General features: G+C 72.8%; 17 protein-coding genes and 1 riboswitch. Of the genes, 9 read left to right on the forward strand and 8 right to left on the reverse strand.

Features of this window, described 5'->3' with window-relative positions; all coding sequences use genetic code 11:
- Nucleotides 1–33: 33 nt before the first annotated feature.
- Nucleotides 34–1,272: an alpha/beta fold hydrolase gene (locus HNR40_RS19230; protein WP_184963158.1), complete on the reverse strand. Its 1,239-nt coding sequence runs from the start codon at nucleotides 1,270–1,272 to the stop codon at nucleotides 34–36.
- A 23-nt stretch (nucleotides 1,273–1,295) separates the two neighbouring features.
- Between HNR40_RS19230 and HNR40_RS19235 the strand changes: the two genes are divergently transcribed.
- From HNR40_RS19235 to HNR40_RS19245, 3 genes are read left to right on the forward strand one after another with little or no spacing between them, the layout of a single operon-like run.
- The gene (locus HNR40_RS19235) at nucleotides 1,296–2,657 is read left to right on the forward strand and encodes an ATP-binding protein (RefSeq protein ID WP_184963161.1); all 1,362 of its coding nucleotides are present in this window, start codon (nucleotides 1,296–1,298) and stop codon (nucleotides 2,655–2,657) included.
- A complete protein-coding gene (locus tag HNR40_RS19240; protein WP_184963163.1) occupies nucleotides 2,654–3,319 on the forward strand; it encodes a response regulator in 666 nt (221 codons plus the stop codon). Before HNR40_RS19235 ends, HNR40_RS19240 begins: the two co-directional genes overlap by 4 nt.
- Before the next feature lie 58 nt (nucleotides 3,320–3,377).
- Nucleotides 3,378–4,070 carry an alpha/beta fold hydrolase gene (locus HNR40_RS19245; RefSeq protein ID WP_184963164.1) on the forward strand — a complete coding sequence of 231 codons (693 nt, stop codon included), beginning with the start codon at nucleotides 3,378–3,380 and terminating at the stop codon, nucleotides 4,068–4,070.
- Here the strand turns inward: HNR40_RS19245 and HNR40_RS19250 are convergent.
- Nucleotides 4,067–4,885, reverse strand: coding sequence for an HAD family hydrolase (locus HNR40_RS19250; protein ID WP_184964152.1), 819 nt, complete (start codon nucleotides 4,883–4,885; stop codon nucleotides 4,067–4,069). The genes HNR40_RS19245 and HNR40_RS19250 overlap by 4 nt on opposite strands.
- Before the next feature lie 90 nt (nucleotides 4,886–4,975).
- On the opposite strand from HNR40_RS19250, the gene HNR40_RS19255 reads away from it, so the two are divergent.
- The 3 genes from HNR40_RS19255 (at nucleotide 4,976) to HNR40_RS19265 (ending at nucleotide 9,061) form a co-directional block, all read left to right on the forward strand.
- Complete coding sequence (locus HNR40_RS19255; protein ID WP_184963166.1) at nucleotides 4,976–6,766, forward strand: glycosyltransferase; 1,791 nt, start codon at nucleotides 4,976–4,978, stop codon at nucleotides 6,764–6,766.
- Nucleotides 6,767–6,837: 71 nt separating this feature from the next.
- Nucleotides 6,838–7,974 carry a UDP-galactopyranose mutase gene (gene glf / locus HNR40_RS19260; RefSeq protein WP_184963168.1) on the forward strand — a complete coding sequence of 379 codons (1,137 nt, stop codon included), beginning with the start codon at nucleotides 6,838–6,840 and terminating at the stop codon, nucleotides 7,972–7,974.
- Between the two features lie 22 nt (nucleotides 7,975–7,996).
- Entirely contained in the window at nucleotides 7,997–9,061 is a 1,065-nt protein-coding gene (locus HNR40_RS19265) for a DmpA family aminopeptidase (RefSeq protein WP_184963170.1), read from the forward strand.
- A 48-nt stretch (nucleotides 9,062–9,109) separates the two neighbouring features.
- Here the strand turns inward: HNR40_RS19265 and HNR40_RS19270 are convergent, their stop codons facing one another.
- Nucleotides 9,110–9,508, reverse strand: a complete 399-nt coding sequence (locus HNR40_RS19270; RefSeq protein ID WP_184963171.1) for a hypothetical protein — start codon at nucleotides 9,506–9,508, stop codon at nucleotides 9,110–9,112.
- Nucleotides 9,509–9,614: 106 nt separating this feature from the next.
- Here HNR40_RS19270 and HNR40_RS19275 point away from each other — a divergent pair, with 106 nt between their 5' ends.
- Both HNR40_RS19275 and HNR40_RS19280 read left to right on the forward strand, forming a co-directional pair.
- Entirely contained in the window at nucleotides 9,615–10,175 is a 561-nt protein-coding gene (locus tag HNR40_RS19275) for a TetR/AcrR family transcriptional regulator C-terminal domain-containing protein (protein ID WP_184963173.1), read from the forward strand.
- A 212-nt stretch (nucleotides 10,176–10,387) separates the two neighbouring features.
- The gene (locus HNR40_RS19280) at nucleotides 10,388–10,579 is read left to right on the forward strand and encodes a DUF5999 family protein (protein ID WP_184963175.1); all 192 of its coding nucleotides are present in this window, start codon (nucleotides 10,388–10,390) and stop codon (nucleotides 10,577–10,579) included.
- Nucleotide 10,580: 1 nt separating this feature from the next.
- Here the strand turns inward: HNR40_RS19280 and HNR40_RS19285 are convergent, their stop codons facing one another.
- The gene (locus HNR40_RS19285) at nucleotides 10,581–11,171 is read right to left on the reverse strand and encodes an alpha/beta hydrolase family protein (protein ID WP_184963177.1); all 591 of its coding nucleotides are present in this window, start codon (nucleotides 11,169–11,171) and stop codon (nucleotides 10,581–10,583) included.
- A gap of 83 nt (nucleotides 11,172–11,254) precedes the next feature.
- Between HNR40_RS19285 and HNR40_RS19290 the strand changes: the two genes are divergently transcribed.
- On the forward strand, nucleotides 11,255–11,605 hold the full coding sequence (locus HNR40_RS19290) for a hypothetical protein (protein ID WP_184963179.1): 351 nt from the start codon (nucleotides 11,255–11,257) through the stop codon (nucleotides 11,603–11,605).
- A 135-nt stretch (nucleotides 11,606–11,740) separates the two neighbouring features.
- Here HNR40_RS19290 and HNR40_RS19295 read toward each other — a convergent pair whose 3' ends face one another.
- The 4 genes from HNR40_RS19295 to HNR40_RS19310 all read right to left on the reverse strand — a co-directional run bounded on the left by HNR40_RS19295 (nucleotide 11,741) and on the right by HNR40_RS19310 (nucleotide 17,806).
- A complete protein-coding gene (locus tag HNR40_RS19295; protein WP_184963181.1) occupies nucleotides 11,741–12,538 on the reverse strand; it encodes a tetratricopeptide repeat protein in 798 nt (265 codons plus the stop codon).
- Nucleotides 12,539–12,709: 171 nt separating this feature from the next.
- Nucleotides 12,710–13,846: an esterase-like activity of phytase family protein gene (locus HNR40_RS19300; RefSeq protein WP_312896424.1), complete on the reverse strand. Its 1,137-nt coding sequence runs from the start codon at nucleotides 13,844–13,846 to the stop codon at nucleotides 12,710–12,712.
- Between the two features lie 207 nt (nucleotides 13,847–14,053).
- Nucleotides 14,054–16,882, reverse strand: a complete 2,829-nt coding sequence (gene gcvP / locus HNR40_RS19305) for an aminomethyl-transferring glycine dehydrogenase (protein ID WP_184963185.1) — start codon at nucleotides 16,880–16,882, stop codon at nucleotides 14,054–14,056.
- Between the two features lie 152 nt (nucleotides 16,883–17,034).
- A riboswitch (glycine riboswitch) is annotated at nucleotides 17,035–17,129 on the reverse strand.
- Between the two features lie 59 nt (nucleotides 17,130–17,188).
- Complete coding sequence (locus tag HNR40_RS19310; protein WP_184963187.1) at nucleotides 17,189–17,806, reverse strand: MerR family transcriptional regulator; 618 nt, start codon at nucleotides 17,804–17,806, stop codon at nucleotides 17,189–17,191.
- Nucleotides 17,807–17,831 lie beyond the last annotated feature (25 nt).

The raw sequence follows: 17,831 nt of genomic DNA on the forward strand, positions 1-17,831 counted from the left end.
GATAAATGGGGTGGGTTACCGGGGTTTCGGTGATCAACGGGGCTCCTGTTCTCCGGTGTACGCCGGCAGCGGCAGGGCCTGGTCGGTGAGGAAGGCGGTCACGGTGGCGGCGAACTCGGCTGGTTTGTCCAGGGCGATGGCGTGTCCCGCGCCCTTGAAGTAGACCAGCCGGGCCCCGGGGATCGTGTCGCGGTACTCGCGAGTGATCGGCCAGCGCTTGTAGTCGCACTCGGCCCGCAGCACCAGCGCCGGGGTTCCGGAGCGGCGCAGCGCGGGCCTGGGGTCGGGCCGAAGCTCCTGGTCGGCGGCGATGAGCTGGTTGGCGTAGAAGCCGGGCACCTTGGCGGGCAGCTCCGCCGTACCCGGCCGGCAGGAGGCGGCGCCACCGGCGACGCGCAGCAGTTCCCCGAACAGGTGGTCCACCTCCGCGTCGGGCACGAACGCGTGCGCGACCTGCGGATCGAGCGCCATCAACGTCTCCCACACCGTGAACCGCAGATTGTCGCCCAGCGCCCCCACCTGCGCGGACTGCTCCGGGGTGAGCCGGTCCCAGAGCTGTCCGGCCTCGGCGTCGTCCCACTCCGGGGTCCACAGCGCTCCGGGCGAGACGAAGACGGCCTTGGCCACGTTGCCGGGGTGGCGGGCCAGGTATTCGGCGGCCAGCGTCGCGCCCCACGACGCCCCCACGAGCACCACCCGCTCGGCCCCGATCCGCAGCCGCACCGCCTCCAGGTCCTCGACCTGCCGCGCCACGGTGTAGCCGGAGACCTGGTCGGGGCGCGGGGAGTCGCCCGAGCCGAGCTGGTCGTAGGCGTAGACGTCGAACCCGGCCCGGCTCAGCGCCCGGTCGAGCGCGTCCTGCCCCTCCCCCGGCGTGCCGGGCCCGCCGTGCAGCCGGATGACCGGCGTCGGCCGCGCCCGCCCCTGGGCCTTGGTCAGGTGGTAGGCGAGGCGGGATCCGGTGGGCAGCTGCCAGTACGCCGGCGCGGCCCCCGGCTCGGCCCGTTCACCGGGCAGGAACACCGTCACCGAGGCCGCCGCGCACACCGCCATCACGACGCCCGCCACCACCGGCGGCCACCGCCGCCGGGTCAGCCGGGCCGCGCCCCAGGCGGGCAGCATGCCCCCGGCCACCAGCGCGAGCACGGCCGCGGTCACCATCGCGGGCAGCGACGGCCACACCAGCGCCATGGCGAAGAAGGCGGCGACCGCCGCCACCGGTCCGGCCGCCAAGCCCGCGGCCAGCAGGAGGAATCCGAATGTCTGTCTCATGAGGCCAAGGTGGCGGCCGGCCGGTGGCCGGGGAAACGTCCCGGCGGGCGGAGCCGGTCCTCCTGGAGGATGACGACGCCGGGCCGCGCGGCGGTGTCTACTGGGTGATCGTGCGATGGTGGCTGCCCGACCGGGCGATCGAACGCGGCCCCTGGTGGGTCGCCCTGGACGTGGCGGTGGCCTGGGCGTCGGCGGGGATCGCCTTCGGCTCGTCCGAGTACGTGGCGTCGCTGACCGGCGGTCCGCTGGTGAGCCGGGTGGCGGTGGTGGTGTGGTTCTGCGCGATCGGGCTGCGCAGGCTGGCCCCGGCCACGGCGCTGTGGGCGGGAGCGGCGGCGACCGTGGCGGTCATGCTGGCCGGAGAGCCGGTCACGAACCTCTCGCTGGCCAGCGCGCTGCCGCTGACGATGATCGCGCAGGGGCGGCGGCCGGCGGTGAGCCTGGCGCTGTCGGCGGCGCCGGTGCTGGCAGTCGTGGGGGTGATGGCCACGCATCCGCAGATCGTGCTGGTGGCCGCCGTACACGCTGTCGCCTGGGGGTCTGGTACGGCCGGCCGTACCAGGAAGGAGAGGGAGGCGCGGCTGCGGCGGCAGGCGGCCGAGGAGCGGGCCCAGCGCGTGCGCGCCGACGAGCGCGCACTGCTGGCGCAGGAGCTGCACGACGCGGTGGGGCACGCGGTGACGCTGATGGCGACGCACGCGGGCGCGGCGCGGCTGTCGCTGCCGGACGGTCCGCCGCAGGTGACGGCGGCGCTGTCGCGGATCGAGGAGGCGGGCAGGGACGCGATGGCCGATCTCGACCGCGTCATCGGCCTGCTGTCGGACCGGCAGAGCCTGGCGCCGGGGCTGCGCGAGCTCGTGCGCGGCCTGCCGGTCGAGGTGGAGCTGACGCTCGGGCCCGGCCTGGACGACCTGGACCCTTCTCTCGCGGAAACCCTGCGCAGGGTGGCGCAGGAGTCGCTGACCAACGTCATCAGACACGCCCGCGCCACCCGCGCGACGGTCGAGGTGACCCTGGATGAGGGACAGGTACGCCTGGTGGTCACTGACAACGGCACCGGCGAAACGCCCGCGAGCATGAACAGCGGACCGGCGGGAAACGGCAGCGAGCCAGCGGGGAGCGGGACAGCGGGGAACGGCAGCGGGCCAGCGAGCAGAGGCAGTGGGCCAGCGAGCAGCGGGACGGCGGGAAGCGGCAGAGGGACGGCGGGAAGCGGCAGAGGGACGGCGGGAAGCGGCAGAGGGGTAGCGGGGAGTGGCAGAGGGCTGGCCGGCATGCGTGGCCGGGTTGAGCGTGTGGGGGGAACGCTGACGGCGGGTCCGGCCGTGCCGGGAACCGGGTGGCGGGTCGTGGCCTGTGTGCCGCTCAGGCAGGACCGGCCGTGATCAGGGTGCTGCTGGTGGACGACGAGCATCTGATGCGCGCGGGCCTGCGCATGATGCTGGAGACCCAGCCCGACCTCCAGGTCGTCGGCGAGGCCGCCAACGGCGCCGAGGCGGTACGGCTGGCCGCGGCCACCTCCCCGGACGTGATCCTCATGGACGTGCGCATGCCCGGCATGGACGGCGTCGACGCCACCCGGGCCGTCGTCGCGTCGGGCTCTGCGGCGGCGGTGCTGGTGCTGACCACGTTCGAGCTGGACGAGTACGTCTTCGCCGCGATCCGGGCCGGGGCGGCGGGGTTCCTGCTCAAGCGCACCCCGCCCGAGCAACTGCTGGCCGGGATCAGGACGCTGGCCGCGGGCGAGGCGATCCTGGGCCCGTCGGTCACCAAGCGGCTGCTGGCCGAGTTCGCCCGCGCCGCGCCGCCCAAGCCGCCCGAGCAGGTCCGGCGCTCGCTGGCCCGGCTGACGGCCCGCGAGCACGAGGTCCTGCTACTGCTCGGGCGCGGGATGTCGAACGCGGAGATCTCGGCCCGCCTGCACATCGGCGAGACCACCACCAAGACCCACGTCAAGCGGATCCTGGACAAGCTCGGCCTGCGCGATCGGGTGCACGCGGCCGTCTTCGCCTTCGACCACGGCCTGGTGCATCGCCGAACGTCCTGAACTGGGCTATCCTCCGGATCCAATAGTTTTCAGGTCATATGAACCGGTTTGGGGTCTCATGTCGACAATTGTGCTTCTCCATGCCTTCGGCTCCAGCCGGCGTGCCTGGTCTCCCCAGGTCGCCGAACTGTCACAGCGGCACCGGGTGCTCACCCCCGACCTGCCCGGCCACCACTCCAGCCCCGGCCCGTTCTCCCTGGACGCGGCCGTGCAGTCCGTCCGCGAGTTGCTGGCCGCCGAGGAGCGGGTCCACCTCGTCGGGATCTCCGGATCGGTGAGCGTCGCCCTCCTGACGGCCCTGGCCGAACCGGAGAAGGTGGCGAGCCTCGTCCTGTCCGGCGGCGTCGCGGCCCCGACCGGCGGCGACGGACTCCAGCGCACCGTGATGGGGCTGCTGCCGACCGGGATGATCGTGTCGATGATGAAGGGCATGTACTCCGGCGGCCGCCCCGAGCACGCCACCACCGCCGCCGAGGACCTGCGGGCGGCGGGCAAGGCGGCGCTGCTCACCGGGCTGCGCGAGCTGGGCGAGCTCGACCTGCGGCCCAGGCTCGCCGAGGTCAAGGCGCCCGCCCTGGTGCTCGTCGGCGAGAAGGACAAGGCCAACGTCGCGCCCGCCGAGGTCCTGGCCGCCGGACTCCCCCAGGCCGAACTGCGGGTGATCCCGGGCGCCGGGCACATCTGGAACCTCGAACAGCCCGAGCTGTTCACCCGCCTCGTCGCCGACTGGGCCGACGCCCCCCGGGGTTAGGCCACGGCGCCTCCGGCCCGCAAAGCCAGGCGTTCCAGCTCCAGGGCGACGCCGTCCTCGTCGATGGAGCCGATCACGTGGTCCACGGCCGCCAGCACGTCGGCGTGCCCGTTGGCCATGCCGTACGACGTGCCTGCCCAGGCCAGCATGGGCAGGTCGTTCGGCATGTCACCGAACGCGATCACCTCCTCGGCCCCGATGCCCAGCCCCGCGGCGTACGACATCAGGGCCGAGGCCTTGCTCACCCCGGTGGCGATGGCCTCGACCAGGCGTGACCCGTTGGAGTGGTAGACGGTGACGAGCGAGGACAGCTCGGGCGCGGCCAGTGCGAGCAGTTCGTCGGCCGACAGCGTCGGGTGGCGGCCCAGCAGCTTGGGGCCGGGTTTGGCGAACAGTTCGTGGTCGGCCATCCGCTGCAGCGTGATGCCGCGGTCCCAGTCCCACGGCTCGTAAAGGTCGTCGGCGGCCAGCGTGCCGGCGTACTCGACCGCGATGCCGATGCCGGGGACGGCGGCGCGCAGGCGGGCGGCGGCCTCGGCCAGCACCTCGGCCGGGATGGCGTTCTCCTCGACGACCCGGCGGCCGCCCAGGTCGTAGACGAGCGCGCCGTTGGAGCAGATGGCCACGCCGAGGTGACCGAAAGCGGGCGCGATCTCGTGGATCAGCCGCGGCGGGCGGCCGGTGACGAACACGACGCGCGCGCCCAGCCGTTCCGCGGCGGCGAAGGCCGCCACCACGCGCGCGGACACCGTGCCGTCCTCGCGCACGACCGTGCCGTCGAGGTCGGTGGCGATGAGGCGGGGAAATCCCGTCAGAGCGGTTCACCTCCATAGGGCCTGGCAGGCAGCCAGATCGTGAACTATCGTCCGCACGGAGACGATCACCTGTCAATGAGGGAGTCCGCGGTGACGCGAACGATTCAACGGGTGTTGTTCCGCGGGCCGTCGGAGATCGTGAGCCAAGACCTGTACGCGGTGGTCACCCACGGCCCCGTCTCCAGGAGCCGGACCGGCCTCGTCCTCGGCCCGTCCGCCAAGGTCTCCTGCGACACCTACTTCGGCCGCCTGCCCGCCTCCTACTGGCAGCGCTGGACCACCGCCCGCGAGGTCAGCCTGCACGCGCGCGCCACCGGCACGGGCCGCCTCGCCCTGGCCGCCTCCGACGTGAACGGCTTCGCCCGCCTCGTCACCGCCCGCGACGTCACCACCGGCGAGGTCACGCTGACAGCCCGCCTGGACCGCTTCACCGACGGCGGCTCCCTCTGGCTGGAGGCCGAGACCGAACCCGGCCAGGACCTCACCCTCACTGACGTGCGCTGGAGCACCGACGCCCCCGCCGCCGGCCGTCGGACGGCGGCGGTCATCTGCACGATGGACCGCCCCGGCGACTGCCTGGCCACCCTGCGCGCCCTGGCCGCCGACCCCGCCGCGCTCGGCGCCCTGGCCGCGATCTACGTCGTCGACCACGGCACCCGGAGAGTCGACGCCCAGGTCGGCTTCAAGCAGGTCGAAGCCGACCTCGGCGGCCGCTTACGCCACCTCGCCCAGCCCAACCTCGGCGGCGCCGGCGGCTTCACCCGCGGCCTCTACGAACTGGCACCCGAACCCGTCAACGCCCTGCTCATGGACGACGACGTGCTGCTCGAGCCCGACCTCGTCGTCAGGATCACCGCCTTCGCCGCCCGCGCCACCCACCCGCTGATCACCGGCGGCCAGATGATCAACCTCCACCACCCCGCGATCCTGCTCGCCGACGCCCAGCAGACCGACCTCGACGGCATCCAGCCCGGCGTGCCCATGCCGCACAGCCGCACCGACGTGAACCTGCTCACCGGCCCCCTGCAGGAGCGCCGCCTCGACGCCGGCTACAACGGCTGGTGGGCCTGCCTCATCCCGCCCGAGGTCGTCGCGGCCATCGGCTACCCGCTGCCCGTCTTCTTCCAGGGCGACGACGCCGAGTACTCCTACCGCGCCCGCGCCCACGGCCTGCCCACGATCACGCTGCCCGGCGCCGGACTGTGGCACACCGACTTCGCGATGAAGGACCTCGACGAGCTCAACCGCTACTTCCTGCTGCGCAACTACACGATCATCTCGGCCCTGCACGGCACGTTCGACCTGCCCCGCCTGCTCGGCAAACTCGCCGCCGAGCTCGCCCGCCACCTCCTGTCGATGCGGTACGGCCTGGCCGAAACCCTCCTGCTCGCGGTCGAGGACTTTCTCACCGGCCCGGACTGTCTGCGCGACGGCGGCCCCGAGGCGCTGCGCAAGGTGCGCGCGGCCCGCTCCGGCCACCCCGAGACGATCACCCACCCCGCCGCCGCACCCCCGGGAGTCGCGACCGGCGAGCTCGCCGTCTTCGCCGCCGGCCGCCGCCCGCTCCTCGCCGCCCCGCGCCGCGCCCTCGACCAGCTCCTCGGCCGCCACCGGCACCCCCTCGGCGCGATCGCGCACGACGAGGCGCACTGGTGGCACGTGGCGCTGTTCGAGACCGCCGTGGTGACCGACGCCTCCCAGCGGGGAGTGCGGGTCCTGCGCTACGACCGGCGGCGCCTGCTCACCCTGGCCAGACGCGGCCTCGCGGTGCTGCTCAGGCTGGCCAAGGAGGGCCGGGCCGTACGTGAGCGCTATCGCGCGGCGCTGCCCGAGCTGTCGTCGAGAGAGAACTGGCGGCGACTGTTCGGCCTGGACGGCTGAGCGTGGCAGCATCCTGCACCGGCCCCTTCTGTCCGTTGCCGCGCCGGACGGGCGGTTCGTAGCCTGCGGACATGAGGGCAGACCTGCTCGTGGCCGGCTCCGGGTTCTTCGGCCTGACCGTCGCCGAGCGCTGCGCGACACTGCTCGGGCTCAACGTCGTCGTGCTGGAACGCCGCGACCACCTCGGCGGCAACGCCTACAGCGAGCCGGAGCCGCAGACCGGCATCGAGGTGCACCGCTACGGCTCCCACCTGTTCCACACCTCCAACGAGCGGGTCTGGCGCTACGCCAACCGCTTCACCTCCTTCACCGACTACCGCCACCGGGTCATGGCGGTCGTCGAAGGCCGCGTCTACCCGATGCCGATCAACCTGGGCACCATCTGCTCCTACTTCGGCGCGATGATGTCACCGGCCCAGGCCAGGGCGCTCATCGCCGCCCAGCGGGCCGAGGACGCCGACCCCGCCACGCTGGAGGGCCGGGCGATCTCGCTCATCGGCCGGCCGCTGTACGAGGCGTTCATCCGCGGCTACACCGCCAAACAGTGGCAGACCGACCCGCGCGACCTGCCCGCGGAGATCATCACCCGCCTGCCGGTGCGCTACACCTTCGACACCCGCTACTTCGACGACACCTACGAGGGCCTGCCGCGCGACGGCTACACCGCCTGGCTGGAGCGCATGGCCGACCACCCGCGCATCGAGATCCGGCTCGGCAGCGACTTCTTCGACCTCGAATCCAGCCCGGTCGGACGGGTGCCGGTCGTGTACACGGGGCCGCTGGACCGCTACTTCGGCTACGGCGAGGGCCGCCTGGGCTGGCGGACCCTGGACTTCGAGGTCGAGGTCCAACCGGTGCCCGACTACCAGGGGGCGCCGGTGGTGAACTATCCGGATCCGGCGGTGCCGTACACGCGCATCCACGAATTCCGCCACTACCACCCCGAGCGCGCGCACTACCCCGGCGACAGCACCGTCATCATGCGCGAGTACTCGCGCTTCGCCGAGGACGGCGACGAGCCCTACTACCCCGTCAACTCCGCCGCCGACCGCCAGACCCTGGCCCGCTACAGGAAACGTGCCAAGGCCGAGCCCGGAGTGCTGTTCGGCGGCCGCCTGGGCACCTATCACTACCTCGACATGCACGCCGCCATCGGCTCGGCGCTGACGATGGTCGACAACCGGATCGCGCCCCTGTTCTCCCGGTGATCGCCTTCCGTAGGATGGCCGGGTGCGCGCTCGTGAGCTACCCATCGCCCTGCGGGGCCGCCCAGGTCCCGCCAACGCCATCACCGACGTACCCGGAGTCCAGGTCGGCTACGTCACGCTGACCGAGGGTGCGGCCCGCACCGGGGTCACCGCGATCCTGCCCAGGGGCCGCGACGGGGTCGGCCTGCCGTGCGCGGCCGGCGTCTACTCGCTCAACGGCAACGGCGAGATGACCGGCGTGACGTGGATCGAGGAGAGCGGCGCGCTGACGCTGCCCGTCACGATCACCAACACCCACGCCGTCGGCACCGTGCACCGCGGCGTCATCGACTGGGTCGTCGCCGCCCATCCCGCGCTCGGCGCCGAATGGCTGCTGCCAGTGGTGGCCGAGACCTGGGACGGCTACCTCAACGACATCAACGGCCCCCACGTCCGCCCCGAGCACGCCGGCCAGGCCATCGAGTCGGCCGCCGGCGGGCCGGTCGCCGAGGGCAACGTCGGCGGCGGCACCGGCATGAACTGCTACGGCTTCAAGGGCGGCTCGGGAACCGCCTCACGCCAGGTCGAGCACGCCGTCGACACCTACACCGTCGGCGCGTTCGTCCAGGCCAACTTCGGCAGGCGATCCGAGCTGACCGTCGCGGGCGTGCCCGTCGGGCAGGAACTCCTCGACGACAACCCCATGGAGGAGCACGCGCGGGCACGGGCCGGCGCGGGCTCGGTGATCGTCGTGGTGGCCACGGACGCGCCGCTGCTGCCCGGCCAGTGCAAGGCGCTGGCGCGCCGGGTGCCGATGGGCCTGGCCAGGACCGGCACCACCGGCAGCCACTTCTCCGGCGACATCTTCCTGGCCTTCTCCACGGCCAACGAAGGGGCGCTGGGCAGCGGGTTCGCGGCCGGTGACGACTACGAGACGCTGCGGTTCGTGCCGTGGGGCCGCATGGACCCCTTCTACACGGCCGTGGTCGAGGCGGTGGAGGAGGCGGTGCTCAACGCGCTGACCGGCGCCGAGGAGAGCATCGGCCGCGACGGCCACCGCTCCCCCGCCCTGCCACTCGACCGCCTGACGGAACTACTCTCCCGCTGAGGTCACCTCTGGGGTACGGCGGCGCCGCCGTACCCCTGCCCGAGCTCTTTAGGACGCGGCCGGGATGGCGCGCGGCACGCGCGGCATGCCCCACAGCCGGTTCTCCTCGCGCAACGTGCGCAGGCGCTCCACCTCGGCGCTCCACTCGGCGCCGGCGGGCGTGGCCTTGGCCTTGCGGCGGGCGATGCGGTCGTCGTAGGCCTTGACGCCGAACGTGGCCCGCTGCCCCGCCTCCGCGCCGCGCAGCGCCTCGGTCAGCGCCCGGTCGAAGGCCTGGCCGGCGGCCAGCAGCTCGATGTCGTCGACGTCGGCGGCCCGCAGCTCACGCACGGTCAGCTCGGCCTCGCGGGCCTTGGCCAGCAGCTCCGGGAAGGTCTTGGAGATCTCGATGTCCGCGTGGTAGCGCACCTCGGCCTCGCGGCTCACCCGGGGACGGAAAAACGCCATCGACTCTGCCTTTCTCAACGCTGCGTATCAGGCGTAGCGTACGCCGTCGCGGGACACGGGCCGTAATCGGACCCGCCCCGGCGCCTTTACATAGTAGATTTCTTACATGCCCGCGAAGCGACCGCCCGTGCCCCTGTCCCGCGAGCGCATCATCGACGCCGCGCTGCACATCGCCGACAGCCAGGGCCTGCGCAGGCTCACCATGCGCCGCCTCGGCGACGCGCTGGAGGTGGAGGCCATGGCCATCTACCACCACCTGCCCCGAGGCAAGGACGCGCTGATGGACGCCCTGGCCGAGCACGTCACCGCCGTCCGGGTGGAAGCGGGTTCGAGCTGGCAGGAGACGGCCAAGGCCTGGTGCAGGGCCGGGCGCGAGGCGCTGCGCGACCACCCCGGCGTGCTCGCCCTCGCCCTGACGAAACCGCCCAAGGGCGCCACCACGGTCTCGATCAGAGACCAGACCGAGCAGCTCGCCGACGCCGGCCTGCCCGCCGCCGCCGACGCCGTGCGCACCATGCGCGCCTTCGTCTTCGGCAGCGTCGCGGTCGAGGTCCAGCAGTCCGGCTGGGCCGATCCCGAGGTCGACACCTGGACCCGCCGCGACGAGCGGGCCGACGCCGACTTCGAGCGCGGCCTCGACGCACTCATCAAAGGACTGCAAATTTAGTCGGCGTGTCGCGCTTGGACCGTTATCCTGCTTAAGACACGCTGTGTCGTAGGTCACAGACTCACCCGGGGCACCCTCCACTAACCGCCCGAACGGGCTATGTCGGTTTGTGTGACCCACGTCGCACACTTGCTAGAAACGAACCAGCCGAGCCGCTCCCCGTCAGCTCAGTGCGACATGGGAGCCATTCACGAGATATCGGAGGCACGCCGATGTGCCCGCACGACCCGGTCTGCCCGTCTGCCGAGGCGCCTGACCGCGAGGCAGCAAGAACCCTCGCCTGCCACCCCGAGCAGGGGTGGAGCCTCCTCTGCAACGGCGTCGTCCTGTTCGAGGACACCGGGGAGCTCCTGCCCGGCGGCATCGTCATCGCCCCGCACCGCCCCGCCGTGGGCGCCGCCTGATCTACGCGTAACGCACGATCCAGCGGGCGACCACCTCGCCCACCTTCTCGGGGTCCTTCTTCAGATCATGTCCCTCCCCCGGCAGGACGACCAGCTCAGCGGCGTCTGCCGGGTCCGGCACCCCGAACGGGTCCCGGTCACCGTTGACCACGAGCACGTCGACGCCCGCCTCGCGCAGCTCCCCCGCCCTGGAACGTTCCGGCCGCCCCGGCGGATGCAGCGGAAACGCCAGCGCCACCACGGCCGCCGCGCCGACCCGCCGCGCCGTACGGCAGGCCACCCGGGCCCCGTTGCTCCGCCCGCCCTGCACCAGCGGCAGACCGGGAAACCGCGCGACCAGCGCCGCCAGCACGACCTCCCACGCCTCGTCCTGCCGCTCCGGCGAGCCCGGCGCCCTGGCCCCCGCCAGCCGGAACGGCTGCGTCACCCTGGCCACGCTCACGCCCGCGGCCAGCGCGTGCTCGCGCACCGCCAGCAGGTCGGGGGCGTCCACCGTGCCGGCCGAGCCGTGCGTCAGCACCAGCAGCAGCTTCGGCCGCCGGACCTCGTCGAGGTCGACCCGCGCGGGACCGCGCGCAGTGGTGATCTCCATGGCGCCAACGGTACTCGGGGAGGAGGCGGGAACTGGATCTCAGGTGGGATGACGGCGCGCCGCCGGGAGGGGACAATCTCGGTATGGCAGACATGCGTCCTCTCCGCGACGAGCTGCAGGCGACTCTCGACGCCCGGCGCGATCTTGGTCCTGAGTATGAGCAGGCGTTGGTGGAATCGTTCGTGGAGCGGCTGGACGCCACGATCGCGGCCCGGGTGCGCGCCGAGCTCGACATCCACGGCCCCAGGCCCGGCAAGAACCACAAGTCCAGCACCTCAGCACTGATCCCCATCGCGCTGGGGTCACTCGGCCTCAGCATCCCCCTCACCGCCATCGCCGCCTCGGCGGCCGGTCCGGCGGGCCTCGTCATGGCGTGGCTGGCGATCATCACGGTGAACATCGTGGCGTCCGTCGCCATCATGCGCGGCCGCTGACCCACCGCTCTGCCACGGGTACGAGGGCTCCGTGGCCCGCGGTGCCTCCGCCGGCAGCAGTCAGGCCCGGCGGGAGCAGCACCATGCCCGGCGGGGGCCGGGCGGTCTACAGGCGCGCGGTCAATGGCCTGGTGGTCAGCCGTCTCGGCCGAGGCGTAGGCGGACCTCTTCGGCCAGTGCCTGGTCGGTGTGGTTGAGGCCGTAGCTCCAGACCCGGTCGGCGTCGTCGGCGCGCCCGCGCAGCGGCAGCGTGCGCGCCAGCAGTTCGATGGCGAGCGCGCTCGTGCCCGGCTCGTCGCCGTCCTCCACCGCGCCGGCGAACTCCGCGCACGCCAGCTCCAGGTGGGCGATCCCGAGCTGCACCCGCAGCCTGGCCACCTCCGCGGCCGGCGCGTCGTGCAGCGCGGCCATGAGCACGTCGGCGGCCTCACCCGGCTCGCCCTGGAGCAGCAGCAGGTCACCGAGCTGCTGGGCGGCCCGCGCGCCGAGGTGCGGGTCACCGGCGCCGATCGCCGCGCGCAACTCCTCCTCCGCCCCCTCCAGGTCGTCCCGCTGTACGGCCAGCCGAGCCAGCCCCAGCCGCGCCAGCGCCACGTACTCCGGGGCGCCCATGCCGAGCACCGCCTGCCAGGCGCCTCTGGCCTGGTCCGGCCGGTCCTCGCGCTCGAAGCCCTGGGCCAGGTGGCACGCGGCCTGCGCTCCGTACTCGGGATGGCCGGTGGACAGCGCCACCCGAGCGGCCGCCCGCGCGCCCTCGGCGTCGCCCCGTTGCTCCAGCACGACCGCCAGCCCCACCGCGGCCTGCGCCCGGTCGGGCCCTGCGGGGTCGGCGGCCAGCTCGGACAGGATCGCCGCCGCCGCGTCGAGATCACCGCCCTCGGCCAGCCTCCTGGCGTGTTCCAGCGGGGACGCGTCGACGTCTGGGGGTGTCAAGGAGGCTCCTTCTGAACGTTGATCGCCCCGAGCCTAACGACTCGGGGCGATCACGTCTCGCAACTCGGCCTGTCCTCATCTATCCCTGATGGACACGCTCTTGTTGCCTGCCGCCGTGACGAACACCCAGGGCGGCCGATGACAGACAACACGACAGCGGGCATGAGGACTTCAGCAGCCCCGGGCGCCGAACGCCAGGAACTGGGTGACCTCGCGCTGGTCGAAGTTGTCGTCGCTGCCGATCACCAGCGTGCACTCGCCGGTGGCCAGGCGCGGCCCCCAGGCCAGGCTCTCCAGGTTCTGGACCGGTGCCCTGACGTTCTCCAGGTCCATGACGAGCCGCTTGGAGACGGGCCGGTAGGGGCGTCCGGTCGCCAGGCCGTCCCTGTCCTGGACGTCGGTGGCCCGGCGCAGGTCGATCTCGTAGAGCTTGACCTTGTAGTTCACGCCCTCGATCCAGGAGCGCTCCAGGGCCAGGTAGCGGTGGTCGTCGAGGGCGAGGATCTCCGACACGCCGCTGCGGGCGGCGCCGTCCGGCGGGATCGGGGCGGCGGGCAGCGGGTCGATCGGGTAGGCGTACTGCCCGCGCAGCCGGCCGTCGCGGCCCCACACGGTGATCCGGGCCGGGGCGCCGGACCCGGCGGTGGGCGGTTCGCCGTCCTCGTAGCGGGGGCCCGCCACGACGGCGGCGATCGTGGCCGGCGCGAACGTCAGCCCCTCGAACCCGAGGTCGCGCCGCGGGCCGCTATCCGTGCCGGTGACCTTCAGGTTGGCGGGCAGCGGGAGCTCACCCAGGTGCCGCCCGTCGCGCCCGGCCCAGCGGACGAACAGGTCCGAGAGCGGGATCGCGGGGTCGCGCGCGTCCGGCCGGTCGCCCTGGTGGCCCCAGAGCAGGTTGCGGCTCCACCGGTCGAAGCGGATCGTCTCCGGGTCGGCCGACCCGGGCTCGCCGTACCCGGGGTAGGGGGTCCCGTCCGGGCGCAGCAGCGTGATGGCGCTGGTCAGCCGCACTCCGGTGAACGCGCCGGTGCGCCGGTCGATGTCGAGGGCGCCGGTGTAGAAGCGGGCCGGGTTGTAGCGCCAGCGGTCGTCGGAGATGAAGTACCAGGTGCCGGTCCGCGGGTCGCGGTCGATGCCGGACAGGCCGCCGACGACCGTGCCGTCGAACTCCATCTTGTGCGCGAGAAGCTGCTCACCGAGAAACCGGGTGATCCTGAACCCCAGCCGCGGGGCGGAGGCGGCGCTCGACGGCGGGGCGGCGACGAGTTGCGCGCTGACCGCCAGCGCCAGAGCCAGAACGGCCCGCACCGATCTTCCCCGAAGGAACATTCACTTCTCCACGGCTTGGAAACGGGCCCCCTCGGGGCCTGAGCAAGCACATGAGAGCGTGGATCAAGAGGAAAGTCATGAGGACATGCCGGGGCTCCGGCAGCCTTTTACCGTCGGCTCCCGAGCCCGGACAGCCGAAGGCCCCGGGGAGGCACAAAGCGCCTTCCCGGGGCCGTCAGAAGAAGCTCAGTCCTCGTACGCCTCCAGCGGCGGGCAGGCGCAGACCAGGTTGCGGTCACCGTAGGCCTGGTCGATGCGGCGCACCGGCACCCAGTACTTGCCGTCGCGCAGCGAGCTGACCGGGTAGGCGGCCTCGGCGCGGGTGTAGGGGTGCGCCCAGGTGTCGGAGGTGGCCGCCCCGGCGGTGTGCGGGGCGTTGCGCAGCGGGTTGTCGTCCTTGTCGTAGGCGCCCGAGGCCACCTTGGCGATCTCGCCGCGGATGGCGATCATGGCGTCGGCGAAGCGGTCGAGCTCGGCCAGGTCCTCGCTCTCGGTCGGCTCGATCATCAGCGTGCCGGCCACCGGGAACGACATCGTGGGCGCGTGGAAGCCGTAGTCGATGAGGCGCTTGGCCACGTCGTCGACGGTGACGCCGGTCTCCTTGGTGATCTGGCGCAGGTCGATGATGCACTCGTGGGCGACCAGACCGCCACGGCCGGTGTAGAGGACCGGGAAGTGCGGGGCCAGGCGGCGGGCCAGGTAGTTGGCCGACAGGATGGCCTGCTCGGTGGCGGCCTTGAGGCCTTCGCCGCCCATCATCCTGATGTAGGCCCAGGAGATGGGCAGGATGCCGGCGGAGCCGTACGGGGCGGCGGAGACCGCGCCGACCGGCGAGCCGGGACGCAGCGCGTGACCGGGCAGATAGGCGGCCAGGTGCGCGCGGACGGCGACCGGGCCGACGCCGGGGCCGCCGCCGCCGTGCGGGATGCAGAAGGTCTTGTGCAGGTTGAGGTGGGAGACGTCGGCGCCGAACTCGCCGGGCTTGGCCAGGCCGACGAGGGCGTTGAGGTTGGCGCCGTCGACGTAGACCTGGCCGCCGGCCTCGTGGACCTTGGCGCAGATCTCGGTGATGGTCTCCTCGTACACGCCGTGGGTGGACGGGTAGGTGACCATGATCGCGGCCAGCGCGTCGCGGTGCTTGGCGATCTTGGCGTCGAGGTCGGCGAGGTCGATGTTGCCCTCGTCGTCGCAGGCGACCACGACCACGCGCATGCCGGCCATGACGGCGCTGGCGGCGTTGGTGCCGTGGGCGGAGGACGGGATGAGGCAGACCTCGCGGGCGGTGTCGCCGGCCGCCTGGTGGTAGGCGCGGATGGCCAGCAGCCCGGCGAACTCGCCCTGGGAGCCGGCGTTGGGCTGGATGGAGACGGCGTCGTAGCCGGTCACCTCGGCCAGCCAGGACTCCAGCGTGCCGATCAGCTCCAGGTAGCCCTCGGTCTGCTCGGCCGGGGCGTAGGGGTGCACGGCCGCGAACTCGGGCCAGGTGATCGGCTCCATCTCGGTGGTCGCGTTGAGCTTCATCGTGCAGGAGCCCAGCGGGATCATCGAACGGTCGAGGGCGATGTCCTTGTCCTGCAGCTTGCGCAGGTAGCGCAGCATGGCGGTCTCGGAGCGGTGGCTGTGGAAGACCGGGTGGGTGAGGTAGTCGTCCTCGCGGGCGAGCGAGGCGGGCAGCGCGTCGTCCCCGGCCAGGCCGCTGAGCTCGGCGGAGACGCCGAAGGCGGCGGCGACCTGCTCCAGGTGGGCGAGCTCGGTCTTCTCGTCGCAGGAGACCGAGACGTGGTCGGCGTCGACCTGCCAGAGGTTGACGCCGCGGGCGGCCGCCTCGGCGACGACCCGCGCGGCCCTGCCGGGCACGCGGGCGGTCACGGTGTCGAAGAACTCGCCGTGCGCGACCTCCACCCGGCCCGCGCGCAGCACCTCGGCGAGCGTCACGGCGTGGGCGTGGGTACGGCGGGCGATCCGCCGCAGGCCGTCGGGCCCGTGGTAGACCGCGTACATGCCGGCGATGACGGCCAGCAGCACCTGGGCGGTGCAGATGTTGGAGGTGGCCTTCTCGCGGCGGATGTGCTGCTCGCGGGTCTGCAGGGCCAGGCGGTAGGCGGGCGCGCCGTCGGCGTCCACGGAGACCCCGACCAGGCGGCCGGGCATCTGCCGCTGCAGCCCCTCGCGCACCGACATGTACGCGGCGTGCGGCCCGCCGAACCCGAACGGCACGCCGAAGCGCTGGGATGAGCCGATCGCGATGTCGGCGCCGAGCGCGCCGGGCGCGGCGATGAGCGTCAGGGCGAGCAGGTCGGCGGCGGCGACCACGAGGGCGCCCGCGCCGTGCGCCCGCTCGGCCAGCGCGCGGAAGTCGCGCACCCGGCCCGAGGCGCCCGGGTACTGCACCAGCACCCCGAAACACTCGGGCAGTTCGCCGTCGAGGTCGGAGTAGACGAGCTCGATGCCCAGCGGCTCGGCGCGGGTGGCCAGCACGGCCTTGGTCTGCGGGAGGGCGTCGGCGTCGACGACGAACACGTCGCTCTTGGACTTGCCGGCCCGGCGGGCCAGCGTCATCGCCTCGGCGGCTGCTGTGCCTTCGTCCAGGAGGGAGGCGCCGGCCACGTCGAGGCCGGTGAGGTCGGAGACGACCGTCTGGAAGTTGAGCAGCGCCTCAAGGCGGCCCTGCGAGATCTCGGGCTGGTAGGGCGTGTACGCGGTATACCAGCCGGGGTTCTCCAGCAGGTTGCGGCGGATCACCGCGGGCGTGATCGTGTCGTGGTAGCCCAGGCCGATCATCGAGGTGAGCACGCGGTTGCGGCCGGCCAGCTCGCGCAGTTCGGCGATGACCTCGGTCTCGCTGGCCGCCGGGGGCAGCTTCAGCTGGTCCTTGGCCCTGATGGCCTCGGGCACCGCCACCGCGACCAGGTCGGAGACCGACTCGAAGCCGACGGCCTCCAGCATCCGCTGCTGCTCGTCGGCCGAGGGCCCGATGTGGCGGGTGGAGAACGCGGGTGCTGTCAGGTCGGTCATGAGGGTGCCCTCCCGAGGCGATGGAGACCGGCGCCGGGGCGCGGTGGCCGGGTCTCCCCCTCTGTCATGGGACCTGAGAGCTTCACCCCGCGGGCGGGGCTTGCACCGTCGGTGAGGCGCGCCTGGCTGGCGTGCCTGCTTTCCAGAGTTGCCTCACCCGAGCGGTACCGGTTGCCTGAGAGATTCCGGGGAGGGTTGCTCCTTCGGCGCCCCGACTCAGGGTCGGGGACTCTCCCGCACGGGGTCGTCAGCCTTCGGGCTCTAGATTACTACGCCGGACCGCGTCGGGCGCTCCGGCTCGCTCAGCTATCCGATCTTGCGCGCGCGCCGCCGCTGGGCCAGCTCGTCCGCGGGGTGGTCGGCCGGGTCGTCACCGGCCGCGGCTCGTTCCCCCGGCAGCTCCGCGAGCGACCCCTCGACTTCCCGCCAGACCTTGCCCAGCGCGATCCCGAACACGCCCTGACCGCCCTGCAGCAGGTCGATGACCTCGTCGGCCGAGGTGCACTCGTAGACGCTGACGCCGTCGCTCATGAGCGTGATCTGCGCGAGGTCGCCGACGCCTCGATCACGCAGATGCTGTACGGCGGTGCGGATCTGCTGGAGCGAGACCCCGGTGTCGAGCAGCCGCTTGACGACCTTGAGCACCAGGATGTCGCGGAAGCTGTACAGGCGCTGCGAGCCGGAGCCCTGGGCGGCCCTTATCGTGGGCTCGACCAGGCCGGTTCTGGCCCAGTAGTCGAGCTGCCTGTAGGTGATGCCGGCCGCCGAGCAGGCCGTCGGGCCCCGGTAGCCGATGTCACCGGGAAGTGTCGCGGGGGCGTCGTCGAAGAGCAGGCCCTGCTCTCCGGCACGCTGCCGCGCGCTCTCGCGCCGCGCCGGATCTTCCTGGCCGGCCGTCTTTCCCTCGCCGCTGCTGACCGCCACGCGGACCTCCGGCTTTCTCTCATCC

This window comes from Nonomuraea endophytica, from assembly GCF_014203235.1.
Lineage (GTDB): Bacteria > Actinomycetota > Actinomycetes > Streptosporangiales > Streptosporangiaceae > Nonomuraea > Nonomuraea endophytica.